We start from the raw sequence: 26,867 nt of genomic DNA, 5'->3' as shown, positions 1-26,867 counted from the left end.
CCTCACTTCGGTTCAAAGATGTGTTGAACAATTTTTTCCGTAACTCCCGATACATCACCAATATTTTCGCGTACCATACGCTCTGTATTTAAGTACTCATGCTGGTGGCGTTGATTAATCCATTCGATTAATTGCTTGCGACTATGCAACAAGTCACCATCTGTAATTTCTTTGATTGGACGATAGAAACCTCTATTTTTTGTATATTCCTCTAGGTCTGGAATATAGTGCGCTAACGGTTTTTCAAATAAAGCAAATTCAAAAATAGCAGAAGAATAATCTGTAATAAAAGCATCCACATGTGGCATCCAAGTATTTGCACTTGATTGTAGATCTACATATATTTGTGGATGATTCATTAAAGGTATCCAATCCTGTGAATTTTCATATGGGTGTAATACGATAATAAATAGTGTATTTTCCGGTAATTGCTTCACTATTTCTTGGACTTCATCTGTCCATCTAAGTAATGATTCTTGGTGAACTTTACTTGCTCGATACGTAGGTGCAATTAAAATTTTCGTCATATTTTTCTTTTGATGCGAAAATTTAACAGGCGGTGGCGCAACATGGCACATTAACTGTTCTGCACGTGGCGAACCCATCGCAAAAATTTGTGTAGGTGACATACCAAAAGCTTCGGAAAAATATTTGGCGGAAATATCAGTTGAGACATATGCAGCGGTATAATGTTGGTGAATTGGTAATATTTCAAGATACTTTTCCGAAGGTCCAAACTGTGTATTACGTGTGCTAAGTCCAAATTTTTTAAACGCGCCTGTAGCATGCCAAAGTTGAATAATGCGTGTACCTTTTCTCGGCGTAACAAGATATCCGGCTAAAAAATAATCATCAATCAATACGGTTTCTGCATCGCGTATTAACCATAAATCTTTTAAAATAGCGAGACCTACTTTTTTAGCAGATGTTTGAATATAGATTTCTTTTGATGGAAATTGTTTTTTTAATTCTTCAAAAACCATTTGTAGATTACCTTCTAATTTTGAACCTCTATAGAGAAAGAACACCACTTTCTCTTTTCGAATAGGCGAAAAGAGCGTGATGAGTTGATAATAACTATTCACTATTTGTTTATACCATTTTAAAATAGTATATTTTATCGACATATTAGATCTTCCATTCCATCACACTTTTGCCCCAAGATCGTGATAAATCTTCTTCAAAAGCGCGTGTAATATCTTGCACAGACTCCACTCTTGTGACATTACCTACAAGTGTTGATAAATATTCAGGAATTTCAGGATACTTTTTATACAGATTTACAGTACGTTGAAAATCGAGTGAGCCACTTCGACTGCTACCAATCAACGTTAAGCCCTTTTCAAGTACCATACGTGTATTAATTTCTACAGGAAATTCACTCACACCAAGTAAGCAAATTGCACCTTCTGGCTTAATAATATCAATCATTTGATCAATCGCATACTGGCTTCCTTTACCACCTGCACATTCAATCGCATGATCGATTTCGTAATTCTCTGGAATTTCATTAATAAAAATAGCCTCATCCACAAATGTAAAATGATCTAGTTTATATTGCGTTTTCCCGAAAATCGTTACATGGCAATCTGGATACATGTACTTTAAAATCAAACAAGTAATATAACCTAAATTACCATCCCCCCAAACACCAAAATGTCCACGACGCTTAATCGCCTTCTGTTCGAAACGACTGAGAGCATGTGTTGTAATCGTAACTAATTCTGTAAAAGATGCGACGTTTGGGCAAACATGTTCAGGTAACGGAACAATGCGGTCACGCTTTAAAAAGACATAATCTTGCATAAAGCCATCATACCCACTTGAACGGAAGCGGCTTGAACGTAAATAGTTTTCAGCGACATAAGGATCATCTTCTGTTGGTGTATTTGGCACCATCACAACACGCGTACCTACTGGAATTTCGTGTTTTGGGTCATATGCTACTTCACCAATTCCTTCATGTATTAGCGCCATTGGTAACTTTTGACGCATCGCTTTTGCGCCACGTCGACCTGTGTAATAACGCTGGTCGGCTGCACAAATGGATAGATGTGTCGGACGCACAATGATTTCCTCGCCTTGTAAGGAACGGTCTTTGTAACTTAACTCAAATTGTCTAGCAGATACGAGTCGATAAATTTGATTAATCATTATTTATCCAAACTCCCTTTCAAAATTGAGTTTGCTACGTTTAAATCGTAAGGTGTCGTTACTTTGATATTAAACGTTTCTCCTTTAACGATTCCCACTTTCTTCCCTTTCATAACGAAAATTTTGGCTGCGTCGGTTAAAATTTCTTTTTCATCATCGCTTAGTGCTTGATATAACTCACGTAACTCGACTATATTAAATGTTTGTGGCGTTTGACCTTGGTACATAAAATCGCGTCTCGGAATATCCGAAATAAATTCACCATCCTCTGATGCAACAATCGTATCAATCGCATTAATCACGGTATCAACTGCGCCTACTTCTAACCCTTTTTCAATATTTTGCTCAATAATACGATGCGTCAAAAATGGACGCACCGCATCATGAGTAATTAAAATATCATCTGTTTGAATTCCTGCATTTTTTTCAATGGCATCAATAACTTTCATAATTGTATCATTTCGATCACATCCACCACTTACTACTTCAATTCGTGGGATTGAAAGTCCATACTTTTTTAGTAAATCTCGCGTATGTTGTACCCAATCACGTGGCACGGCGATAAAAATCTTTTGAATTCGTGGATTTAGAACAAATTTTTCAACTGTATGAATAATAATCGGTTTATTTTGTAACGACAAAAATTGTTTAGGCATCGGAACATTCCCCATTCGTGTCCCTTTACCGCCTGCTAAAATTCCTGCATAAATCACTATAACAACCCCTTATTCATTGTTTTCATATGCTCGGAACATCCAATTATGTATGTAGCACAAGGCTACTTGAGTGTTTGAATGAATTGTTCCATGCGATTCATCGCTTCAACAAGCGTTTCCATCGCATAAGCATACGTAATCCTTACATACCCTTCTCCCAATTTTGAAAACGCAGAACCCGGCACAACGCCCACGCCACCTTCAATCATTAAGCGTGTCGCAAATTCTTCAGATGTCATACCGAACTGCTGAATCGATGGGAAGATATAAAATGCACCTTCTGGCTTTTGTACTTCAATTCCCATTTCGATTAATCGTTCATACACATAGTCGCGACGTTGACGATAGGATACATTCATCACTTCTGGTGCATCTTTAGCTATTGTTAATGCCGCAATAGCTCCATACTGACTTGGAACAGCTGCACATAAGATGTTGAAGGCTGACACTTTTAATGTCTGTTGAATGAGATGTTCATGCCCCATGATGAAGCCAATTCGATATCCAGTCATCGCATGTGATTTTGATAACCCATGAATTAAGAAAAGACGATCTTTTATTTCTGGATATGAACCAAATGAACGATGTGCATGGTCAAATGTATTTTCACTATAAATTTCATCTGAAATAATATAAAGCTGTTGATCTTTTAAATAGTCAACAATCTCATCCATCACATCATGACTTAATGTGGCACCTGTCGGATTTGTCGGATAGTTAAATAAAATCGCTTTTGTTTTTGGTGTCACACATGCTTTTAAACGCTCGAGTGATGGCTGAAAATGCGTATCTGTTGTATCTAAATAGACTACTTTTGCTCCTACACTCTCAATTACAGGAACGTAACCTGCATACATCGGTGCTGGCACAATCAATTCATCACCAGGTAATAAAATCGTACGTAATACGGCATCGAGCGCTTGACTTGCTCCATTCGTCACCATTACTTCCGTTTTTGGATTATATGAACACTGATACTTCTCTTTAAAAAACGCTGCTACTACTTCACGAAGCTCTAGTAACCCTGCATTGCTTGAATAGCCCGTACGATCTTGCAAAATCGCCTGTGCTGCTGCTTCTTTTACTGCCTCTGGAGCATGAAAATCGGGTTGACCAATCGTCAAATTGAGTGCTTCTGGAAAATTTGCTAATTGATTGGCAAAACGACGAATGCCTGAAATTTCTAAGTTGGTAATGCGTGAATTCATATCTAACGCCATGGGTAAAATCCTTCTTTCAAATATACATTTATTAGTAGCCATATTATACGCCTTTTTTCTATAAATATCATACGTTAACATCATGCTTTTTTGTTATTTTTTAGGTGGTTTTTACATAGATTTAATATTAGGGGCGTGGATGAATGAGTGTCGAATTTTGTTGAAAGGGACTGATCCACGCGCGAAAGGGACTCTTGCTCGCCGAAAGGGACTGATCCGCGTGCGAAAGGGAATCTCGTCTTCCGAAAGGGAATCATCCGCGCGCGAAAGGGAATCCACGCCTCCGAAAGGGACTGATCCGCGCGCGAAAGGGAATCCTCGCCTCCGAAAGGGACAAACTCGCGCGCGAAAGGGAATCCTGCTCGCCGAAAGGGACTAACATGCGCGCGAAAGGGAATCCTGCTCGCTGAAAGGGACTGATCCGCGCGCGAAAGGGAATCCACGCCTCCGAAAGGGACTAATCCGCGCGCGAAAGGGAATCCTCGCCTCCGAAAGGGACAAACTCGCGCGCGAAAGGGAATCCACGCCTCCGAAAGGGACTGACCCGCGCGCGAAAGGGAATCCTGCTCGCCGAAAGGGACTGATCCACGCGTGAAAGGGAATCTCACTCTCTGAAAGGGACTGATCCGAGGGCGAAAATAGGCCACACGCTTCAAGACCTAAGTTGCTCCCTCTTTGCACTTTCTTCAAGGCTTTTGAGTAATTCAAAGGGACTTGAATTGTTTATGTTAGTGTGAATTCGAGCATTCGACCCGTATTTTGGGTCACTCGCTGAAGAAATTGGGTCACTCGCACCTCGATTTGGGCCATTCACCCGTCAAACGGGACATTCGAAGGCGAAAATGGGCCACTCGCTCCAGATTCGTTCTCCACAAAAAAAGCACGACGCATCTACGTCGTGCCCTACAAATATTAATGATTTAATACTGCTTTTAAGAAGTTTTGTGCGCGTTCTGTTTTCGGGTTCGAGAAGAATTCGCTCGGTGGTGCGACTTCGACGATTTTTCCTTCTGCCATGAAAACAATCTCGTCACAAATTTCTTTTGCGAAGCCCATTTCATGTGTTACAACGACCATCGTCATACCCTCATGTGCAAGTTTACGAATCGCATCGAGTACCTCTTTTACCATCTCTGGGTCGAGTGCTGATGTTGGTTCGTCAAATAGCATGACTTCTGGATCCATCGCAAGCGCACGCGCAATGGCAACACGCTGCTGTTGTCCACCTGATAAACGCCCAGGGAAAGCATGTACTTTATCTCCTAGCCCAAGTGACGTTAATAATTCGACTGCTCGCTTTTCAGCTTGTTCTTTTGACTGTTTTTTCACCTTAATTGGTGAAATCGTTACATTATCTAAAACACTTAAGAACGGATATAGATTAAAGCTTTGGAATACGAAACCGATATTCGTACGCGCTTTATTAATATTCGTCTTTTTATCGTGAATCGAAATACCATTTACAATAATCTCACCTGAATCAATCGGCTCAAGTGCATTAATTGTACGAATGAGTGTCGACTTACCCGCACCAGAAGGACCAATCAATGCGATGACATTGGATTTTGGTACTTCTAATGAGATGTCCGTTAATACATGATGTGTACCGAAACTTTTATTAACATTTTTAATTGAAATCATCTGCGTTAGCCTCCTCTTACTGCTCGTTCTTTAACATGCGTTTTTCAAAATAGCGAATAAGTAGCGATAATGAGAATGTCATGATGAAGTAAATCACCGCAACGAATGCCCATATCTCCAATGCACGAAACGAACTCGATACAAGGTTTTTCGCTTTTAATGTTAAGTCAACACCTGCAATAACCGACACTAACGACGAATCTTTAATTAACATAATAAATTGAGACGCTGCTGGTGGTAATGTACGACGAATGGCTTGCGGTAAAATAATATAACGCATCGCTTGAAAATTCGACATACCCGATGAACGTGCTGCTTCCATCTGTCCTTTTGGTACAGATTGAATACCTGAACGGAAAATTTCTGCTAAGAATGCCCCTTCAAATACAGCTAAACTGACAATCGCACTCCAATATGAACTAAGACCGAAAATCGCACCCAGTCCGAAGTATACGAACATTAATAGTACAAGTAATGGCACACCACGCATGATTTCAACATACGTGCTTGCAATCAAACGAACACCGATATTACGTGAAATACGACCAAAACCGAAGATGATACCAATTGGTAAACTAAGCAACAGGGAGATTGCTGAAATTTCTAGTGTTAGTAAAGCCCCTTCGAGGAAGACGTCGATATTATCAGGGATGACGCTCCAATCGAACTCGTAGTTATTAAACATATATACTCCTCCTAAATACCGCTTGAAATGACAAAAAAGAGGTTTCCCTCTCTCTGTCTAATAAAATCAGAACGATTCTATTATTGTTTTGGGCTTTCTACTTGGTTTAACCAGTTGCTATCTTCAAACCATTTTTTCTTCGTTTCTTCTTCCTCTTTAGAACCTAAATATTCTTTTAAGAAGTCATTCACGTATTTTACTGTTTTCTCATCGCCTTTTTTAATCGCGATTCCTAATTTATCTGTTGCAAGTAAGCCGTCTAAAGCTTTTACTTTACCTTCGTTTTGTAGTGCATATACTTTAATCGCTGGCTCATCATATACAAGTGCATCAGCTTGACCTTGTTGTACTGCAAGCGCTGCTGATGGGAAATCTTCGTATTCTTTAATTTCCGCATTCTTCAGTTCTTTTTTCGCTACGATTGAACCTGTTGTACCGATTTGAACAACGACTGTTTTACCTTTTTCATCTACTTCTTTTAAATCTTTAATTTTGCTATCATTTCTCACCATAACGCCTTGACCTGTTTCATAATATGCATCCGCAAAGCTTACAGCATTTTCACGTTCTTTTGTAATGGTCATACCTGCAAAAATCATATCAATTTTACCTGTTTGTAAAGCTGGGATCAGTGCGTCAAAGCCGAATTGCTTCACTTCAACTGTTGCACCCATTGATTTTGCTAGTGCTGTTGCTACATCAATATCGTAACCAACCATTTTGCCGTCTTTATCAATCATTTCGAATGGGTAGTAACCTGCATTCGTACCAATGATTAACTTTTTATCTTTTTCTACTTTTGAAATTGTTGAATCATCGTTACTACCACCATCTTTTGATGAATCATCCTTTGCTCCACATCCTGCAAGTACAACCATGACGATTGCCACCATTGCGATTAACCATTTTTTCATATTCAAAACCCCTTTGGTTTGATTTATTTTGTTTATATATGAATTATATTTCATTTTTATGCAACTGTCTAGATGTTAAATTAATATTTATTCATATAAATTCATTAAAATAGCCAATTATACATTTATAATGAATATTTTATGCATACAACTTCATTATTTATTCATTATAGGTACTGGTTTTAATAATTGTAGAATAGATTGTCCTTGTTGCATGTGCATCGCCATCGCATACTGTGCAGCTTGTTGTAAAATCGATGCCTTTGTGAAATTCATCATCTCTTTTGCAATATCCGCATCTCGAATACGTGACTCTGCTGAAACTAAGTTTTCATGCGTATTCATCGTGACATTATAAGCATGTTCTAGGCGATTCATATATGCACCCAACTTAGAGCGCTGTTTCGACACTTGATTAATCGCATCATCTACTTCTGAAATCGCTTTTTCCGCATCTTCCCTTGTGCCAATGGACGACGTATCTGGCAGCCCCATCCCAGATAGACTTGCATCCCCTAAATACAAATCAATCGTCTGTCCTGCATTTGCACCAGCCTGAATTTTAAAAGGCTGATCTTTGTAATCTCCATTAATCAAATTCTTTTGATTAAATTGTGTATCTTTTGAAATACGTTGAATCTCTTTTTTGAGTTCCTCATATTCCGTTTGAATTAATGCGCGGTCGCCATCTGTCAGCGTATCGCTCGCAGACTGAACAGCTAAATCTCGCATCCTTTGAAGAATGGCGTGTGTTTCGTTTAAAGCACCTTCTGCTGTTTGAAGCATAGACATACCATTTTGAATATTTTTCCCTGCTTGATTCAAACCACTAATTTGCGCGCGCATCTTCTCTGAAATTGCAAGTCCTGCTGGATCATCTGCTGCTCGATTGATTCGATACCCCGTCGCAATTCTCTCAAGCGCCTTGTTCGCCGCATTGAATTGCGTATTCATCGAACGCCAAATCGATAGTCCTTGCGCATACCATTTGCCGATTATTTGAAACACCTCCTTCTCACTCTTATAGCAATTATCGGAAAATAAACAGTTTTTGTAAAGTTTAATGCCGATTTATATCGGATAAATACTAAATAGTACGAGATGGGAGTGAATTCATCGTATGACCGAGCGTAAAAAACGGAAATCGGATGTATATGATCGCGTGACCTTAATTTTTAGTCTTGTCGTTCTATGTGTCGCAATTTTTCTATTTTTTATGAAATGGTGGCTCGCCAATTGAGTGCTTGCGCGGCGTACAGCAAGCACTACATAGAATTTTAAATAGTTTTGGGATGAGTGCCTAACTTCGGTGGCGAGTGACCCGTTTGGACGTTCGAGTGACCCATTTGGCGGAGTGAATGGCCCGTTTTTGCGGGCGAATGACCCGAATCAAACAACGAGTGGCCCATCTCCCTCCTTTTCAAGCATAAAAAAAGGAGTATTCTCATATAATTGAGTCACTCCCTTGTCTTCTAAATTGTCGTTTTATCTTGATTATATTAGGTTCCATTGTCATCATCCATTAGCTGTTCAAACATTTCTTGATCTTTATGATCCAAAGCATAATCAATCATCCGTAATCTATTCATATCTTCCATTTCATTTACAAGTTGAGCTGTTTCTTCATTAATATTATTTTGAGCTCTTTTAGTTTCCGTGCTTAGTTCTAAGTCTTCTAGAATCTTTTGCAGATGATCATGAATGTTTGATACAAGTAGTAGTTGATATAGCGGTAAACGAATAAAACGACTGCTTTTTTGGAATACAAAGACATCGGATAAATTTTCGATTTGCAATGTTTGTAGATTGATGATGATTTCTTTTCCTTCAACAGGTATGAAATGGAATAGCTCATCATCTTTTAAAATCGAAAAGTATTGATACGCAAATACGAGTTTTAAATGGTCGCCATCTCTCTTAGTGTAGAAAGGTTCAATTCTTCTTATTTTTAACATATTCACCCCTCCTGTAATAAAATTTAAGATGTCTGAATATTAATGTCTTTGCGTAGAACTTTACCACCATTCTTTTTGAAACAAACCAACCTTATTATGGGAATCAACTGTGACAGTTGTTACAACAACACTTTTAAATACATAAAGTTTTTTTCTTTATTCATTCACGTTCGTCCTTAAAAGCGATATAATAGAAAGAACGATTTTTTTCGGGAGCGGATGATGAATGAACATGAATATTGCAGAAATTGCAAAAGCAGAAGAAGATATAATTCGAAAGTATATGGGGCAAATTTCAAAAATGTTGTCCCCTACAAAACAAGAGTCGGAAGAATTAGTGCGCCGTGCAGCTTTTCTTGTACGTCATAACTACGTCAAAATCATTGATTATGATTACAAATTGCATAAAGCTCTTTTTGTAGTCCAAGATGCAAGTCTCGCTACGGTAACATTAAATTTGAAAGACCATTCACTTAACTGCTCATGCGCTATGAAAGAAAGCCTATGCCGCCATCGTGTTGCGGCGCTTTTTGCCCTCTACCAATACATTGACTCTTTATCAAATTGGTTGGAGCAATTCCGTTCTCGTGCACAACAAGAACAAATGACCTTATTTAAAGAAGAACGAACGCCTGAAAATTGGTTGCGTTTTGTACAAAATGTTTATAAAAGAAACTTATATCATCAACAACAGATGAATCCCTATCTGCTAGATGGTATTTTTAATGATATGATGGAGCAAATTCGCAAACAGCGACCACTAGAACGTGAATGGCAGCCACTTTTTGATGTATTTACACATGTTGCATTACTATCGCATACGTGGAAACATCTATCACTTGCTAATACAGAAGCGGCACAAAGTTTTTATCGTCGCTTTATTCAAGATGAAATTGAACGTCTTGAAGTGAATGTGCTGGCAATGTCGAAAAAGTCACGTCTGTTTGCATTTGATCCTTTCTATAATTCACTAAAAGAGATGAGTCATTACTTCCTATTAAATCAAAGCGGGTATGTCGAAAATCGTATCGAAATCTACCTATTAATATGGAATCATATTTTTACGAATAAAAGAGATCGTGAAGTTGAACTTGAAAAGTTATCAACTGCTCGTCAATATGAAGATGACCTATCTATTCCATATATGAAATCCATCTTTTTAGTAATGCTCGACCAAACAGAAGCACTTCAACCCTATTTAGATGAAATTGAAGCAAAAGATTTACTATCATGGATTGAATTGGCTAGAACAGCTGGTTTGAATCAACAAGAAGCTGTTCGCAAAAAAATTATCGAAACAATCATTCCATTTATGGGTACATTTATTCAGGAATATCTTGCGCCACCTCATCGCATGTCTTTTGTTAAACATTTTGATGAAGAAAGACAGGGTGTAGAGTTATCGGAAGAATTAGAAGAAACATTGTTTGCAGCGTATGGAAAATATGGTTTGCAGCCTTATTCTCAGTTTTTAATTCGAAAGAAGCGCTTCGATGATTGGTCTGCGCTACACCAACTCTACCCAACTTCTCTCGCTTTTTTAGAGATTTGTGGTTTGAAGACGGTTGTAGAAGAACGTCCATCGGTTCTTTTATCACTCTACCACTCATTAATTATGGAAGAAATTAATCAAAAATCACGTCAACACTATAAGTCTGCTGTTCGCCTTATGAAAAAAATGAAGGCAGTCGCGAAGAAAAGTGGAAAGCATGAATTTTGGAATCAATATGTCACAACCGTTCGCCAAAACTATAAGCGTATGCGTGCATTGCAAGAAGAAATTGAGAAAGGAAATCTGATGCTATGACAACAACAGCTTTTACAAAAACAATCGGCCTTTCTATTGATACATTACCGAATGGACAGTTTCATCTTACAGGATATGATGCAAATGTTGGTCGCCCGCTTCGCTTAGAAGAATGGGTGACACAACTTTACTATAAACACGAAAAAAGCTTTTTCGGATTAGCGATTACAACTAAAAATGAACAAGTCTTTTTAACGACACTCGAATTAATTGAATTATTTTCGTCTTATTATCGTCATCCATTTGTTCAGTATAAGGGATTAAATGAACAGGACGAGCAATTTCTCAAAACAGTACAAGAAGCCGCTGATTACTGGTTTAAAAAAGACTTATGGCAACATGTTGAAATAGACGAGCAAGTATCATTCCACCTTCCCATCTCACAAGATGCAAAAGATTTACTTCTGCAAGCACTTCAGATGACACTCACAGAAGCTGCTTTAACAGAAGACGATTTACCTGCACTTGTACCATTTTTCCGTAATGGCGGTTGGCCAATTCGCGAAAAACAAATTGATGATGAAGTCATGATTGGACTTCGATTACGTGAACCAGAGGAAGGCGAACAACTGTGGCAACTTGAAACGGTTCTTCGTCCGACAACAAAAACAACTTATTGGACACCACCTGTACGTAAAAGACACTTGAAGATTGAACATGTCTTACCAGCAAAGTGGGCGGATTATGCTGCTTCGATTCATCAACTACAACAGCAAATGATGCATCTTTTAGGTGACCAACCTTATATGGTAGGAATTCCAGATGAGCCATTCCTATGTGTGAATTTAACGGATACGGATGTGCGCCAATTTTTACGTGGTGACTTCGTTCGTTTACAAGCACTTGGGTTTGAAATTGTCTTACCTGCTTGGTTGAAAGAATTAAAAGAGTCTAAGTTCAAAGTACGTGCCAATGCAAGTACTTCATCGAACTTCAAATCTGCTGCTGGTCTGCAAGAGATTCTAACATTCGATTGGAAGGTCTCATTGAATGGTCACGATATTCCGATGGACGAATTCAAACGTATGGTAGAAGATCAACGTGAATTTATTCGTGCAGGTACAGAATGGGTGCGTGTAGATGCAGCATGGATGCAAGAAATTCAGCGCTTGATGAGTCAAACTGAAACAGAGAACTGGACGGTGAAAGATTTATTATTCCAAGAGTTATCCAGTTCACTCGACATCCCGCTAGAACTAGATGATGATGACGACCGCGATGATCCGATGTTGCAGCTCGAACTTCAAGCATCTTTAAAGGACTACGTGCAGAAAATGATGGAGAAACAAGGACTTCCTGATTTACCGGTATCCCCTTCTCTACAAGCAACATTGCGCCCTTATCAGCAAGAAGGTTACAACTGGTTATCATTCATGCGTGAACAAGGATTTGGGGCTGTACTTGCAGATGACATGGGACTTGGTAAAACGATTCAGTTAATCTCTTATCTACTGCGCGTCTATGAAGAAGAACAACCGACAGAGCCGACGATTATTATTTGTCCGACTTCCGTACTTGGAAACTGGCAAAAAGAGATTGAGCGATTTGCGCCTTCACTGACGACGTATTTACACTACGGTGCGAAACGTTTAAAAGGTGAGCAATTTACAGATTACTTACAAGACAATGGAATCCAAATCATCTTAACAACGTATGGTACGGTAACACAGGATATTGAGGAACTATCACTGCTTCATTTTACGAATATTACGCTGGATGAGGCGCAAAATATTAAAAATATGAATACGAAGCAATCGAAAGCGATTCGTCGTTTGAATGGTTCACATCATATCGCCTTAACAGGTACACCTGTTGAGAATCGTCTATCTGAACTATGGGCGATTTTTGATTTCATTTACCGCGGTTACTTGGGCAGCTTCTCTCGATTCCAAGAGTCGTTTATTGCGCCGATTGAGCGTGATGACTCAAATGATGTCAAAGAGAGGCTTCGCAAAAAGATTCAACCATTCCTACTGCGTCGTACAAAACAAGACCCTGCACTTCAGCTAAATTTACCTGAGAAGCTAGAGCAGCGTGAATACTGTGCTTTGACGGAAGAACAGGCAGTATTATACGAGAGCTTTATTCAAGAGACATTGCATAAAATTGAGACATTGAGTGGTTTTGAACGTAAAGGGTTAATTTTGAAAATGCTGAATAAATTAAAGCAGTTATGTAACCATCCTGCATTATATTTAAAAGAGGCATTCGATGAAGCACCTACGATGATAAAACGCTCTGAAAAGTTGAAACATATCGTGTCAAAAGGTGCTGAAATTATTGATAACGGTGAACAATGTCTGATTTTCACACAGTATATTGGTATGGGCCATTTACTGCAGCATTGCTTCTCGGAATTATACGACGTGGATGTACCATTCTTAACAGGAAGTATGCCAAAACAACAGCGCGATTATTTCGTTGAATCATTCCAAAAAGGTGAATTCCCGATTTTCATTCTGTCATTAAAAGCTGGCGGTACAGGGTTAAACTTAACTGCTGCGAATCATGTATTACATGCAGACCGTTGGTGGAATCCAGCAGTCGAAAATCAAGCAACAGACCGCGCATACCGTATTGGACAGACACAATTTGTCCATGTGCATAAATTTATTACAACAGGTACGATTGAAGAAAAAATTGATGCCTTATTAACAGAAAAACAAGCTTTATCGGAAGAACTCATCCAATCAAGTCAATGGATTACAGAACTTGATGATACGCAAATTAAAGATTTACTGAGTTTTTCATTTTAAATAGAGAGAAGGAATCGCATGAAGATGTGGTTCCTTCTTTTCTTATGTATAAATGGAAAGAAAGAGCCCCCCAGCTCTCTCTTTCGCCTACATACTCCCTCATAGAGCCCTCACTATTGCATTGGTTGTTGCGCTGTAAAAGCAGCTGGTAATTGAAAATCCTCTACTTTTACAGTTGGTTCTGGATTTTTCAATTGTAAAAATCGCACTTCTAAAGCTAGCACATCTGTAATATAAATTCTCTTTCCTTCATCATTCGTGTAGTTACGCGACTGCAATCGTCCGATTACCCCGACTTGTGATCCTTTGCCACAATATTTCACCATGTGTTCAGCTAACTTCCCCCATGCTGTACAAAGAATAAAATCGACGTCGTTCTCTCCTTGCTGATTTTTAAAATTCCGATTGACCGCAAGTGTAAAACGCCCGACACTTTTACCGTCTGCTACTGTCCTTACTTCTGGTGCTTTCGTTAATCTCCCAACAATTGAAACGTTATTCAATGTTTCACCCCCCTTCTATTACCGCTATACTAAAGGATGCCGAGATTTTACGCAAAACGGCGTTTTCGTATTTCCTATATGGTTCAACATAATATTTTCAAAAAATAGACACGAATCGAGCAATTATTACATGCAAGTTATGAATACGGCATGTTTTCATATGTTATACTTATAACATTAAAAAAAGGTAGGTGGTTCATCTGAAAACATTCAAAATGCTGTCAATTGAACGCTTTAAAGAAGACACATTTATTTCCTATCCACTCATTGATGGTATTATCATCAACCAAGAAAATAGCCATCATACTTGGATTCTCGAGATGTACGTTGATCACAAATATGCAGAAGATTTTCTACCACTTATAGATACAGATGAAGTGATTGAGGTACGTGCGGTTATTTCATATCCTGATAATGAACCTGCAGGATTTCGTGTACTCGTTCAAGGTATTAAGTACTTTGAAAATGAAGTATCCATCCTCATGAAAGGAACACTCAAAACACATCGTCGCCAATATGCCGAGCAACTACTCGATAAATTAGTCGAAGAAGGTTTAACAGGTGACGAACTGTTAGCACGATTCCGTTCCGACATGATGACACGTCCACGCCTTCAACCTTAATATAGTAAGAACACTCCTACTCTAAATGAGATAGGGGTGTTTTTTTATAAAATGGACTACTAATTTTATGAAAGGGAATTTCGACTTTGGAAAGGGACTTTTTCATACGCGAAAGGGAATTTCGACTTTGGAAAGGGACTTTTCTGCGCGCGAAAGGGAATCTCGACTTTGGAAAGGGACTACTTCATATGCGAAAGGGAATCTCGACTGTCGAATGGGACTTTTTCACACGCGAAAGGGAATTTCGACTGTCGAATGGGACTACTTCACATACGAAAGGGAATCTCGACTGTCGAATGGGACTTTTTCACACGCGAAAGAGAATCTCGACTGTCGAATGGGACTTTTTCACACGCGAAAGGGAATCTCGACTGTCGAATGGGACTTTTTCACACACGAAAGGGAATTTCGACAATCGAAAGTGGAATACTCTCACGCACAAAAAAAGAACCGCATCTCAGCGGTTCTTACATAGATCATTTATTCAGCTTTTGGTCCAATTGCAAATAGGATGTCTGCTTCACATACTAACTCATCGCCAACAGTCACTCGACCATGACCTTTACCCATTGTGCCACGTAACTTCACAAATTCTACTTCCATTGTTAGTACGTCTCCTGGGATTACTTGGCGTTTAAAGCGTGCGTTATCGACACCTGTTAAGAATACGATACGACCTTTAAAATCATCTGAACTTAATAGTGCTACGCCACCTACTTGTGCCATTGCTTCAATGATTAATACACCTGGCATAACAGAATAGCCAGGGAAATGCCCTTGGAAGAATTCTTCATTCACTGTTACGTTTTTGAAGCCTTTCGCGCGCTTTCCTACTTCTAATTCTGTAATGCGATCCACTAATAAAAATGGATAACGGTGTGGTAAAATTTCTTGAATTTGATTCGCTGTTAACATATAAATCCTCCTATTTCTCTGTACCATCCATAATATCGAATACATGCGTCCATGTCGATGGTTTAAATACATCTAACATATCACCATCGCCAATTACGCCATAACCAATCATTAATCCAACGAAGGTTGCGATGAATAGGAGTACGATGATTACTAATAAGCGTAATAGCATAAATTTAATAGATTTTTTCGCGTAACTTTTACTCGAAAGTTCCTCTACTATCTCTTGTTGCTCTTTACGCGCCTGTCTTGATACCGTAGGCGTTACCTTCTTTTCAGCTCGTCTATCTTCCATCGATTGTTCTCCTTCTAGTGTTTATTAACGCATACCATTAATAAGACCTAACATTTGGTCAGCCATTGTAATAGTACGTGCATTCATTTGATAAGAACGCTGTGTATTAATTAACTCAGACATTTCTTTAGATAAGTCTACATTAGAAGATTCCAATGCGCCACCTTCAACTGAAATTTGCGCACGATCATTACCAACAATCAAGTTTGCAATATCACCTTCATTTGGATATTGTGCTGCGATATCATCTGAATAACGTAAGTATTTATCTTCATCTTGTTTTAACAAGTTGGGTTTACTTACTTGTGCAATCCCAAGCTCTACATTTTCTCGACTACCATCTGCAAATGTTACGTTCATTGTACCATCTGGTGTTACAGTAATGTCTGATACATCTTTATCGAATCGAATTGAACGTCCATTTGAATCTGCTACGTCATAACCATCCGAATTCACTAAACTCGTACTGCCATTCGCATTCGGCGATAAGTAAAAATTCCCTTGACGCGATAATACAAGTCGATCAGAAGAAGGGGATAAAAAAGTGAAATATTGATTCTCTTTCGTTAGAGCAAAGTCTAATTTACGATTCGTCTGTGTAACATTTCCGACTTTCGTATTTAATTTTGTTTGCGCAATTTGAGCACCTACACCGATTCGAATACCAGCTGGTGATTGACGTGGTGCGCGGTCTCCTGTGTCATTATTAAATTGTTGATACAACATTTCACCAAATGTCGCATTACGTGCTTTATAACCTACCGTATTGCTATTCGCAATATTACTCGATACAGTATCGAGTTTTTGTTGTAGTTGCGACATTGTATTTGTTGCTGTTAGCATTGTGCGTAACATCTAAAAACCCTCCTATACCTTACCGATTTCGTTTACTGCTTTATCCATACTACGGTCATACGCTTGTAAAACTTTTTGATTCGCTTCAAAGACACGATACGCTTCCATCATCGATGTCATCGTCTGTGCTGAATCGACATTTGAACTCTCCGTAAATCCTTGCTGCATTGTAAATGTAACACCATTTGCATTATAAGCATTCGGTAAATCTTGATTGTTTGCAGTAAAGTATAAACCGTTCTCTTGTTTTTCAAGTGCATCTGGTTGATTAGAATATGCAACACCTAAACGCCCTACTTGCTGTCCATCTACAGTAATCTCACCAGTTGACTTCAACGTAAATTCGTTATTTTGTAACGCAATACGGTTGTTGTTTTCATCAAGTACATATTCACCGCGTGCAGTTGTTAAAAAGCCCTGCCCATCAATTGTAAAGTTACCGTTACGTGTATAAGCTTGACGATTATCGGCTGTTTGCACTTTAAAGAATACTGCCCCTTGTTTACCCGTCTGTGGATTCACTGGTAAATCTCCATCTAATAGTGCCACATCCGTATTACTCTCTGTTTCCACAATCGAACCCTGCAAAAAGTTCGGCAATGTTTCTTGCATATAAACGCCTGTTCCTAAATCACCGATTTGCTGCATATTACTAGGATTAAAGCCGTTCTGAAGCGAGGCTGCCCCCGTTTTTTGAATACTAGACATCAGCATATTTGGAAATGATCGAATCGTCGATTGGTCCGCTTTATATCCTGGTGTATTCGCATTGGCAATGTTATTTGAAAGCATCTCTGTACGACGTTGCTGCGCAATCATACCTGTAGCTGCTGTATAAAATCCTCTAAACACAAGCATTCATCCCTTCTTAAAAAATTCACTAATCTATTTATCGGCTAAAAGTTACTTTTTTGAAATGTTATTTAGGTTATCTAAAATCATACCTGTTCCAATAACGACACAATCCATTGGGTTTTCAGCTACATATACTGGCACCAATAATTCTTCTGTTAAACGACGGTCTAAACCACTAATTAATGCGCCACCACCCGTCAGCATAATTCCACGATCAATAATATCCGCTGAAAGCTCTGGTGGTGTTTTTTCAAGCACATTCTTTGCAGCTTTAATAATCATCTCAATAGAATCTGAGATTGCTTCTAACAGCTCCTCAGAAGTAAAAGAAATCACTTTTGGTAAACCTGTCACCATATCGCGTCCTCGAATGTCCATTGTATCATTTTTATCTGCTAATATCATGGACCCAATCGACATTTTTAAGGACTCTGCTGTACGTTCTCCTACTAATAATTTATACTTCTTTTTTATGTAAGCCGCAATATCTTGATCAAATTGATCACCTGCTACACGTAGTGACTGTGCTGTGACAACTTCACCCATGGATAGAACTGCTACATCCGTCGTACCGCCACCGATGTCGATGACCATATTACCTGAAGGTTGGAAGATATCCATGCCTGCTCCAATCGCAGCTACTTTCGGTTCTTCTTCTAAATAGACTTCACCACCACCTGCACGAACTACCGCATCACGAACCGCTTTTTGCTCTACTGGTGTAATATTGGAAGGACAACACACAAGCACACGTGGTTTCGACATAAATCCTCGTAATTTTAATTTTTGAATGAAATATTTTAACATGGCTTCCGTAATATCGAAATCATGAATGACACCATCTTTTAATGGTCGAATCGCAACAATATTTTCTGGAGTACGTCCAATCATTTGACGCGCTTCTTCCCCAACAGCTAGTACCTTTTTCGTATTTCGATCAATCGCTACAACAGAAGGTTCGTTTAAAATAACTCCTTTTCCTTTTAAATATATGAGGACGTTCGCCGTACCTAAATCAATGCCTACGTCTTTTGAAAACATCATGAGTGCCCCTCTCAGTTTATCTTATTTTTTCCTATTATTAGGTACTATTTTATCATAGCTGTCTATTAATTACATTAAGGCTCTTATAAATTAATTAAGGCGATCTTTTTATTTAAATATAAAAAGTCCATTTTTCACAGACAATTCATGTCTAGAAAAATGGACTTCTTCGTTTTGAAATTAATTTACTTGGAATTCTCTTTCGACAACTTCTTCTGTGTTTGATACACGCTCGATGTCAGCACCAAGAGAAGCTAGTTTTTTGTGGAAATCAACATAACCACGATCTAAGTGTTTTAATTCAGAAACACGTGTAATACCGTCTGCTACAAGACCTGCTAAAATAAGTGCTGCTGCTGCACGTAAATCTGTTGCTGCTACTTCTGCACCTTGTAAAGATGAAGGACCTTCGATAATTACTGAACGACCATCAATTTTTGCTGTCGCATTCATACGGCGGAATTCTTCAACGTGCATAAAGCGATTTTCGAATACAGTCTCCGTAATGACACTCGTACCTTGTGTCACTAACATTAACGCCATCATTTGCGATTGCATATCTGTTGGGAAGCCAGGGTGAGGAATCGTTTTCACATCTACTGCTTTCAATGGCTGTGTAGCGCGTACACGAAGTCCTGAAGCCTCTTCAGTGATTTCTACGCCCATTTCAACCATTTTCGAAATTAACGCTGTCATATGCTCTGCTTCGGCGTTTTCAATGACAACATCGCCACCAGTAATCGCTGCAGCTACCATAAATGTACCTGCTTCAATACGGTCTGGAATAATATGATGTGTTGTTCCTGTTAGTCGTTCCACACCTTCGATACGAATTTTATCTGTACCTGCACCGACAACACGGCCACCCATTTCGTTAATAAAGTTTGCTAAGTCTACGATTTCAGGTTCTTTTGCTGCATTTTCGATAATTGTTGTACCTTCTGCAAGTGCTGCAGCAGTTAAAATATTTTCTGTTGCGCCCACACTTGGGAAATCTAAATAGATTGTTGCACCTTTTAAACGACCTTCTGTTCTTGCTTCAACATAACCATGTCCATTTGAGATTGTTGCACCCATTAATTCAAAACCTTTTAGATGTTGGTCAATTGGACGTGAACCGATTGCACATCCACCTGGCATTGCAACTCGTGCATAACCGTTACGTGCTAATAATGGCCCCATAACAAGAATTGAGGCGCGCATTTTACGAACGTATTCAAACTGCGCTTCTGATGAAAGTGTTTTAGAAGCATCAATTTCAACTGTATTTGTTTCAGGTGAAAAAGATACGTCAACATTTAAACTTTTTAATACTTCATCAATTGTATATACATCTGCTAAGTTCGGAACGTTTTTAATTGTATTCTTTCCTTCTGATGCTAAAAGCGTAGCGGCTAATACAGGTAAAACGGCATTTTTGGCACCCTCTACACGTACATTTCCTTTTAATACACGACCGCCTTTGACGATAATTTTATCCATTAATCTGTCCCTCCGAACTCATATTCTGTCATCTCAGTATTTATTTTATCTATTATTCGTTCATAAAATTCTAAATGTATGATGTCATTTATTAGTAACAAAACAAGTACAATATTACCTTTTTTCAAGATGTATTTCAAGCACCCTTTAAACTATTTTCAAAATGTATTTTGTATTACTATAGATACTGAGAAGACGCTAGAACACAGACTTTCATCTCTTTATAGGTAAATGAACCACTGTAAGAACAGTACCCTCGAAATCAGGACATAAAACGCAAAACATCTATGTATTACCTGACTATTTCCCAGGCAATTATTTCTCTCTCTCATTTCAATAGCAATATAATATTGGATGCTTTATGTGCAAACCCTTTAAAATTACGCCTTTAACAATTAAAACAAATATTGTAATTGACGCGACCAGTTTAAAAACTGTAAAAAGAAATTCGACACAGCTGTCCCTAGTGCAATACTCACTAAGATCAATAGAAGTTGGATTTGAAATACTCTCCCTTTTTTGAAGATCTGCTCATACATCAAACTCTGCAATGAGTAAAATGCGATACCAATAAAAAAGATATGCGAGATCAACCCTAAAAGTGCACTCGTTCCAATTGTTGCATTAATCGAATCCAAATTCCATTTCCCCTTTCAGTAAAAATACACATAGGTTTATTATCTCAATAAATGAAGCATATTGCTACAAAAAAATGAAGTATAGGTTAAAAATCGTCCCATTTACCAGTCAAATTTTTATCATATTTCCAAAAGAAAAGCGATTGAATACATTTTTTATGCAACCCACTCTCTATTAAAACATACAGATGATTTATTTAAAAGGAAAATAAAGGTTTTTCATGATTTGAAATGGGTATTTTTTATGTATAAACAAAAAAAACTGTCTTAACAAGCCAACAAGAGTTGGTCATTAAGACAGTCTTTCATTAAATTAGATGTTACCCTCTTTAACGTTGATACGATTCATTGCGCGTTTTAGCGCTGCTTCAGCACGCTTGAAATCTGTGTTTTTGTCTTGTTTTGCTGCTAAGTGCTTTTCTGCACGTTGAAGTGCTTCTTTTGCACGAGCAAGATCAATTGAATCAGCTGGTTCAGCAGAAGGAGATAAAATCGAAACTTTATCGCCACGGATTTCAACGAAACCGCCGCTTACTGCTACTAAATCAGTTGTTTTATCTTTTTTCAGACGAACAACCCCAACTTCAAGTGGCGCAACAGTTGGAATGTGACCTGGTAAGATCCCCATTTCCCCGCCTGTTGTACGCACACTTACCATTGAGACTTCAGAATCGTATACTGGGCCGTCGGGAGTGACAATGTTGACTACAGTGGTCTTCATATTTTTTCCTCCTCGTCCCTAATATTAAAGTGTTACGCCTAAACTTTTTGCTTTAGCAATAACATCATCGATGCCGCCCACTAAGTGGAATGCTTCTTCAGGGAATTTATCGTATTTACCTTCAAGGATTTCAGAGAAACCTTTGATTGTATCTTTTACGTGTACGAATGATCCTGGTTGACCAGTGAACTGTTCCGCAACGTGGAAGTTTTGAGATAAGAAGAACTGAATACGACGAGCGCGGTTTACAGTTAATTTATCTTCATCAGATAATTCATCCATACCTAAGATAGCGATGATATCTTGTAATTCGTTGTTACGTTGTAAAGTTGATTGTACACGACGAGCGATATCGTAGTGCTCTTGTCCAACGATTTCAGGTGCTAATGCACGAGAAGTTGAAGCAAGTGGATCAACCGCTGGGTAGATACCCATCTCAGATAATTTACGTTCAAGGTTAGTTGTTGAATCTAAGTGAGCGAATGTTGTAGCTGGAGCCGGGTCAGTATAGTCATCGGCTGGTACATATACCGCTTGGATAGAAGTAACAGAACCTTTTTTAGTAGAAGTGATACGTTCTTGTAATTTACCCATTTCAGTAGCAAGAGTTGGTTGGTAACCTACAGCAGAAGGCATACGACCTAATAATGCAGAAACCTCAGAACCTGCTTGAGTGAAACGGAAGATGTTATCAATGAATAATAGAACGTCTTGTCCCATTTCATCACGGAAGTATTCTGCCATTGTAAGACCAGAAAGTGCTACACGCATACGTGCGCCTGGTGGCTCGTTCATTTGACCGAATACCATCGCAGTTTTAGTGATAACGCCTGCGTCAGTCATTTCGTAGTAAAGGTCATTACCTTCACGAGTACGCTCACCAACACCAGCGAATACTGAGATACCGCCGTGGCCTTTTGCGATGTTGTTGATTAATTCTTGGATTAATACCGTTTTACCTACACCGGCACCACCGAATAAACCAACTTTACCACCTTTGATGTAAGGTGCTAATAAGTCTACTACTTTAATTCCTGTTTCAAGAACTTCAACTGAAGTTGAAAGCTCATCGAATGTTGGAGCTTCACGGTGAATTGGATCACGACGATCAGAAGCTGGAATTTCTGGTTTACCGATTTCTAAGTCGATTGGTTCACCAAGTACGTTGAATACACGACCTAAAGTGTTTTCACCGACTGGTACTGAGATTGCCATACCTTTGTCAGTTACTACTGCTCCACGTTGTAAGCCATCAGTAGATGACATAGCGATTGTACGAACAGTATTGTCGCCTAAATGAAGTGCAACTTCAAGTGTAAGAACTTGAGGCTCTTGATTAGGCTTTTTAATTTCTACAGTTAAAGCGTTATAAATTTCAGGTAATGCGTTGTTTTCGAACTTAACGTCGACAACAGCACCCATTACTTGAAGAACGTGTCCTGTGTTCATATACTTTTTCCCTCCTATCAAACTATTACAGTTTGAGATGAAGCTTAGCCTATTCTAAGGCTGCAGCTCCACCTACGATTTCTGTAATTTCCTGTGTAATAGCCGCTTGACGTGCACGGTTATACAAGACTGTTAAGTCATCAATTAATTCTTTAGCGTTATCTGTAGCGTTTTTCATTGCTGTCATACGTGCAGCATGTTCACTAGCTTTAGCATCTAGTAACGCACCATATACTAAACTTTCTGCGTATTGTGGAAGCAATACTTCTAGAATTTCGTCACCTGATGGTTCGAATTCATAAGATGCAGTAGAAGTAGCTGGCGCGATATCAGTGATTGGAAGTAACTTTTTCTCAACTAATTCGCTAGAAATAGCACTTACAAAATGGCTATAACACATGTAGATTTCATCATATGTGCCATCTGTGAACATACCAACAGCTTTACGAGCAATCGCTTTAATATCTGCAAATGCAGGTTGATCTGGAAGACCAATCTCCGCGTCCACAACTGTGTAGCCTGTTTTCTTAAAGAAATCAGCTACTGTACGACCTATTGCAAAGATGACTACGTCTTCTTTCTTTTGGCCACGTTTTTCCATACCGTTTAATGCAGTACGGATTACATTCGTGTTGTAAGCACCTGCTAAACCACGGTCAGAAGCGATAATTAAATATGCGCTTTTCTTAACTGGGCGTTCAACTAGCATCGGGTGAGAAGCATTCGATGTTCCTTGAGCGATTGCAGCTACTACTTCTTGAATTTTAGCCATATAAGGTACGTACTTTTTCGCATTTCGCTCTGCACGTGACATCTTAGAAGATGATACTAAGTGCATCGCTGATGTGATTTTACTTGTAGATTTTGTAGAGTTAATACGTTGTTTTACCTCACGTAATGTTGCCACTGGTATTTCACCACCTTACCGTTTTTTTAAAAGTTCGTTTTCACTAAATTAAGCTTCTTCTGAGATTGCGAAAGTTTTCTTGAATGCTTCAATAGTTGATTTCATATCTTCATCAGCTGGAAGGCCTTTAGTTTCACGAATTGTACCTAAAACGTTTTTGTGGTTTGCATCGTTAGCATCTAACCATAAGTTAAATTCGTTTTCGAAACGTACGATGTCATGTACAGGGATATCATCTAAGAAACCTTTTGTTAAAGCGTAGATGATTGCAACTTGACGCTCAACTTTTAATGGTTTGTTTAGATCTTGTTTTAGAACTTCTACTGTACGTTTACCACGCTCAAGTTTAGCAGTTGTAGCTGCATCTAGGTCTGAACCGAATTGAGCGAATGACTCAAGTTCACGGAATGTAGCTAAGTCAAGACGTAGCGTACCGGCAACTTTTTTCATTGCTTTAATTTGTGCAGAACCACCAACACGAGATACTGATAAACCTGGGTTGATCGCAGGGCGTACACCAGAGTTGAATAAGTTAGCTTGTAAGAAGATTTGTCCATCCGTAATTGAGATTACGTTTGTTGGGATGTACGCACCGATATCACCAGCTTGAGTTTCAACGAATGGTAATGCAGTGATTGAACCACCACCGTATCTTTCGTTAAGACGAGCTGCACGTTCTAATAAACGACTGTGTAGGTAGAATACATCACCAGGGTAAGCTTCACGACCTGGAGGACGACGTAATAATAATGAAAGCTCACGGTAAGCTGCTGCTTGCTTAGAAAGATCATCATATACGATTAATACGTCTTTACCTTGTAGCATTAATTCTTCAGCCATTGATACACCAGCATAAGGAGCTAGGTATAACATTGGAGATGGAGAAGATGCTGACGCAGTAAGTACGATAGTGTAATCTAATGCACCGTGTGCGCGTAGAGTTTCTACAACGTTACGTACAGTAGATTCTTTTTGACCAATTGCAACGTAGATACAAATCATATCTTGGTCTGCTTGGTTTAAAATTGTATCGATTGCGATTGAAGTTTTACCAACTTGACGGTCACCGATGATTAACTCACGTTGACCACGACCGATTGGAACAAGTGCGTCAATCGCTTTGATTCCTGTTTGTAAAGGTTGGTCTACTGATTTACGAGCCATTACACCGAAAGCTGGGCTTTCGATTGGACGAGTTTTAGTAGTGTTGATTGGACCTAATCCATCAACTGGTAAACCTAATGTATTTACTACACGACCAATTAGTTCTTCACCAACTGGTACTTCCATAATACGACCTGTACGACGAACTTCGTCGCCTTCTGTAATGCCTTGTGTTGGACCTAAAATAACGATACCTACGTTATTTTCTTCTAGGTTTTGAGCCAACCCAAGAACACCATTAGAGAATTCTAATAATTCCCCAGACATGGCATTGTCAAGACCATGAGCACGAGCGATACCATCACCGACACTGATGACTGTACCAACTTCGCTAACTTGCATCTCAGATTGGAAATTTTCCATCTGCTGTTTAATAAGAACACTGATTTCTTCAGCTTTGATGCCCACGTTTGTCACCTCTACCTCTCACAATAATTTTGGATTAACCTAGTAATGCACGACGTAAACCGTTCACTTTGCTTACGATTGTATTATCGTAAATTCGGTTTCCAATGATTAATTTGATTCCACCAATTAATGATGAATCAATTTCGTTTGTAATATTTAATGAATCTTTACCAACTTGCTTAGCAAAAGTTGTTGAGATTCGTTCAAGTTGATCTTCAGTAAGCGCTTCTGTAGAATACACAATTGCATCTTCTACACCTGACTCATCATTCGCAATGCGGATAAACGAATCAATCACACTTACAGTTTCGTCGATTCGGTTATTAACTAAGATAACTTTTAGTGCATCGACAATAATTGGTTGTACAGATGAAAAAATTGAATCAATTAGTTCAAATTTTTTCTCTGTTGTTAGGTTAGGAGCTACTAAAAGATTGAATAAATCTTTAGACTCTGTAAAAACGATTCTTACTTCACGTAAGTCAGCTACTGTTTCAGCAACTACGTTTTTTTCCTTTGCCAATTCATATAAGGCTTTAGCATAGCGATTCGCTGCAATGGATTGACTCATCGAGCTTCCCCTGCCTTCGCAATCGTTTCTTCGATAAGCGTACGATTATCTTCTGTAGAAACTTCTTTGTTAAGAACTTTAGTTGCTGCCAGTACAGATAGTGAAACCACTTCTTCACGAACAGCTGCGATAGCTTTTTCTTTTTCGCTCTCAATATCACGTTTCGCTGATTCTTGTAAACGAACTGCTTCAGCTTTAGCTGATGAAACAATTTCTTCTTTTTGAAGAATTGCTTGTTGTTTAGCGTTCTCCACAATCGCTTGCGCTTCTGTACGAGCTTCTTTAAGAAGGCTACGTTGTTCTTCTAATAATTCATGTGCTTCTTTACGACTTTTTTCAGCTGATTCGATTTCGTATGCAACTAATTCTTCACGTTGTTGCATAATTCCCATAAGTGGACCCCATGCGAATTTTTTAAGAAGAAGCATTAATACTACGAATACTACTAACGTTGCTAAAATTGTACCGTATTGGTTTTGGCCCGCTGCGGAACCTAGCACTAAATAATCTAATAACACGATTGTTTCACTCCCTTCAAGAGCTTAGAGTCAATTGAAATTTTTTTTATAATTGAATCTTGTTTAAGATT

26 protein-coding genes are annotated in these 26,867 nt (G+C 38.7%); 3 read left to right on the top strand and 23 right to left on the bottom strand.

Annotated elements, in window-relative coordinates:
- Nucleotides 1-2: 2 nt before the first annotated feature.
- The 9 genes from QN089_RS01965 to QN089_RS01925 all read right to left on the bottom strand — a co-directional run bounded on the left by QN089_RS01965 (nucleotide 3) and on the right by QN089_RS01925 (nucleotide 9,285).
- Complete coding sequence (locus QN089_RS01965) at nucleotides 3-1,127, bottom strand: CDP-glycerol glycerophosphotransferase family protein (RefSeq protein ID WP_285215828.1); 1,125 nt, start codon at nucleotides 1,125-1,127, stop codon at nucleotides 3-5.
- 1 nt (nucleotide 1,128) lies between these two features.
- Nucleotides 1,129-2,154, bottom strand: a complete 1,026-nt coding sequence (locus QN089_RS01960; RefSeq protein ID WP_068455799.1) for a ribitol-5-phosphate dehydrogenase — start codon at nucleotides 2,152-2,154, stop codon at nucleotides 1,129-1,131.
- A complete protein-coding gene (locus QN089_RS01955) occupies nucleotides 2,154-2,867 on the bottom strand; it encodes an IspD/TarI family cytidylyltransferase (protein WP_285215827.1) in 714 nt (237 codons plus the stop codon). The genes QN089_RS01960 and QN089_RS01955 overlap by 1 nt, the downstream gene beginning before the upstream one ends.
- A 65-nt stretch (nucleotides 2,868-2,932) precedes the next feature.
- Entirely contained in the window at nucleotides 2,933-4,090 is a 1,158-nt protein-coding gene (locus QN089_RS01950; RefSeq protein ID WP_285215826.1) for an aminotransferase class I/II-fold pyridoxal phosphate-dependent enzyme, read from the bottom strand.
- A 912-nt stretch (nucleotides 4,091-5,002) separates the two neighbouring features.
- Nucleotides 5,003-5,731, bottom strand: a complete 729-nt coding sequence (locus QN089_RS01945) for an amino acid ABC transporter ATP-binding protein (protein ID WP_068455808.1) — start codon at nucleotides 5,729-5,731, stop codon at nucleotides 5,003-5,005.
- 16 nt (nucleotides 5,732-5,747) lie between these two features.
- Nucleotides 5,748-6,416 (bottom strand): amino acid ABC transporter permease, encoded by a 669-nt coding sequence (locus QN089_RS01940; protein ID WP_068455811.1) that lies wholly within the window; start codon nucleotides 6,414-6,416, stop codon nucleotides 5,748-5,750.
- Nucleotides 6,417-6,496: 80 nt separating this feature from the next.
- Complete coding sequence (locus QN089_RS01935; RefSeq protein WP_285215825.1) at nucleotides 6,497-7,330, bottom strand: transporter substrate-binding domain-containing protein; 834 nt, start codon at nucleotides 7,328-7,330, stop codon at nucleotides 6,497-6,499.
- Nucleotides 7,331-7,486: 156 nt separating this feature from the next.
- Nucleotides 7,487-8,329, bottom strand: a complete 843-nt coding sequence (locus QN089_RS01930; RefSeq protein WP_285216403.1) for a flagellin N-terminal helical domain-containing protein — start codon at nucleotides 8,327-8,329, stop codon at nucleotides 7,487-7,489.
- A gap of 500 nt (nucleotides 8,330-8,829) precedes the next feature.
- Entirely contained in the window at nucleotides 8,830-9,285 is a 456-nt protein-coding gene (locus tag QN089_RS01925; RefSeq protein ID WP_285215824.1) for a transcriptional regulator, read from the bottom strand.
- Nucleotides 9,286-9,511: 226 nt separating this feature from the next.
- On the opposite strand from QN089_RS01925, the gene QN089_RS01920 reads away from it, so the two are divergent.
- Together QN089_RS01920 and QN089_RS01915 are read left to right on the top strand one after the other, a co-directional pair.
- Nucleotides 9,512-11,092 carry a hypothetical protein gene (locus QN089_RS01920; protein ID WP_285215823.1) on the top strand — a complete coding sequence of 527 codons (1,581 nt, stop codon included), beginning with the start codon at nucleotides 9,512-9,514 and terminating at the stop codon, nucleotides 11,090-11,092.
- Nucleotides 11,089-13,848, top strand: coding sequence for a DEAD/DEAH box helicase (locus tag QN089_RS01915; RefSeq protein WP_285215822.1), 2,760 nt, complete (start codon nucleotides 11,089-11,091; stop codon nucleotides 13,846-13,848). The genes QN089_RS01920 and QN089_RS01915 overlap by 4 nt, the downstream gene beginning before the upstream one ends.
- Nucleotides 13,849-13,961: 113 nt before the next feature.
- On the opposite strand, the gene QN089_RS01910 is transcribed toward QN089_RS01915, so the two are convergent.
- Nucleotides 13,962-14,351: a single-stranded DNA-binding protein gene (locus QN089_RS01910; protein ID WP_082701481.1), complete on the bottom strand. Its 390-nt coding sequence runs from the start codon at nucleotides 14,349-14,351 to the stop codon at nucleotides 13,962-13,964.
- A gap of 191 nt (nucleotides 14,352-14,542) precedes the next feature.
- Between QN089_RS01910 and QN089_RS01905 the strand changes: the two genes are divergently transcribed.
- Nucleotides 14,543-14,974, top strand: coding sequence for a YwpF family protein (locus QN089_RS01905; RefSeq protein WP_325921864.1), 432 nt, complete (start codon nucleotides 14,543-14,545; stop codon nucleotides 14,972-14,974).
- A gap of 480 nt (nucleotides 14,975-15,454) precedes the next feature.
- On the opposite strand, the gene fabZ is transcribed toward QN089_RS01905, so the two are convergent.
- The 13 genes from fabZ to atpF all read right to left on the bottom strand — a co-directional run bounded on the left by fabZ (nucleotide 15,455) and on the right by atpF (nucleotide 26,796).
- On the bottom strand, nucleotides 15,455-15,889 hold the full coding sequence (fabZ, locus tag QN089_RS01900; RefSeq protein WP_068455831.1) for a 3-hydroxyacyl-ACP dehydratase FabZ: 435 nt from the start codon (nucleotides 15,887-15,889) through the stop codon (nucleotides 15,455-15,457).
- Nucleotides 15,890-15,899: 10 nt separating this feature from the next.
- The gene (locus QN089_RS01895; RefSeq protein WP_068455834.1) at nucleotides 15,900-16,184 is read right to left on the bottom strand and encodes a DNA-directed RNA polymerase subunit beta; all 285 of its coding nucleotides are present in this window, start codon (nucleotides 16,182-16,184) and stop codon (nucleotides 15,900-15,902) included.
- 24 nt (nucleotides 16,185-16,208) lie between these two features.
- Nucleotides 16,209-17,039, bottom strand: a complete 831-nt coding sequence (locus QN089_RS01890; RefSeq protein ID WP_068455837.1) for a flagellar hook-basal body protein — start codon at nucleotides 17,037-17,039, stop codon at nucleotides 16,209-16,211.
- Between the two features lie 12 nt (nucleotides 17,040-17,051).
- Nucleotides 17,052-17,891, bottom strand: coding sequence for a flagellar hook-basal body protein (locus QN089_RS01885; RefSeq protein WP_285215821.1), 840 nt, complete (start codon nucleotides 17,889-17,891; stop codon nucleotides 17,052-17,054).
- 51 nt (nucleotides 17,892-17,942) lie between these two features.
- A complete protein-coding gene (gene mreB, locus QN089_RS01880; RefSeq protein WP_285216402.1) occupies nucleotides 17,943-18,935 on the bottom strand; it encodes a rod shape-determining protein in 993 nt (330 codons plus the stop codon).
- A gap of 183 nt (nucleotides 18,936-19,118) precedes the next feature.
- The gene (gene murA / locus QN089_RS01875; protein WP_068455841.1) at nucleotides 19,119-20,420 is read right to left on the bottom strand and encodes a UDP-N-acetylglucosamine 1-carboxyvinyltransferase; all 1,302 of its coding nucleotides are present in this window, start codon (nucleotides 20,418-20,420) and stop codon (nucleotides 19,119-19,121) included.
- Between the two features lie 395 nt (nucleotides 20,421-20,815).
- Entirely contained in the window at nucleotides 20,816-21,058 is a 243-nt protein-coding gene (locus tag QN089_RS01870; protein ID WP_082701482.1) for a DUF1146 family protein, read from the bottom strand.
- 313 nt (nucleotides 21,059-21,371) lie between these two features.
- A complete protein-coding gene (locus QN089_RS01865) occupies nucleotides 21,372-21,779 on the bottom strand; it encodes a F0F1 ATP synthase subunit epsilon (protein ID WP_087682510.1) in 408 nt (135 codons plus the stop codon).
- A 24-nt stretch (nucleotides 21,780-21,803) separates the two neighbouring features.
- On the bottom strand, nucleotides 21,804-23,228 hold the full coding sequence (atpD, locus tag QN089_RS01860) for a F0F1 ATP synthase subunit beta (RefSeq protein WP_068455847.1): 1,425 nt from the start codon (nucleotides 23,226-23,228) through the stop codon (nucleotides 21,804-21,806).
- A gap of 49 nt (nucleotides 23,229-23,277) precedes the next feature.
- On the bottom strand, nucleotides 23,278-24,135 hold the full coding sequence (gene atpG / locus QN089_RS01855; RefSeq protein ID WP_068455851.1) for an ATP synthase F1 subunit gamma: 858 nt from the start codon (nucleotides 24,133-24,135) through the stop codon (nucleotides 23,278-23,280).
- A gap of 48 nt (nucleotides 24,136-24,183) precedes the next feature.
- A complete protein-coding gene (gene atpA / locus QN089_RS01850) occupies nucleotides 24,184-25,707 on the bottom strand; it encodes a F0F1 ATP synthase subunit alpha (protein WP_087682508.1) in 1,524 nt (507 codons plus the stop codon).
- A 34-nt stretch (nucleotides 25,708-25,741) separates the two neighbouring features.
- On the bottom strand, nucleotides 25,742-26,278 hold the full coding sequence (locus QN089_RS01845) for a F0F1 ATP synthase subunit delta (RefSeq protein WP_068455859.1): 537 nt from the start codon (nucleotides 26,276-26,278) through the stop codon (nucleotides 25,742-25,744).
- Nucleotides 26,275-26,796 carry a F0F1 ATP synthase subunit B gene (gene atpF, locus QN089_RS01840; RefSeq protein WP_068455861.1) on the bottom strand — a complete coding sequence of 174 codons (522 nt, stop codon included), beginning with the start codon at nucleotides 26,794-26,796 and terminating at the stop codon, nucleotides 26,275-26,277. The genes QN089_RS01845 and atpF overlap by 4 nt, the downstream gene beginning before the upstream one ends.
- Nucleotides 26,797-26,867 lie beyond the last annotated feature (71 nt).

This window comes from Kurthia sp. YJT4 (assembly GCF_030219945.1).
Classification (GTDB): domain Bacteria; phylum Bacillota; class Bacilli; order Bacillales_A; family Planococcaceae; genus Kurthia; species Kurthia gibsonii.
This window is presented reverse-complemented; position numbering and strand designations above follow the sequence as displayed.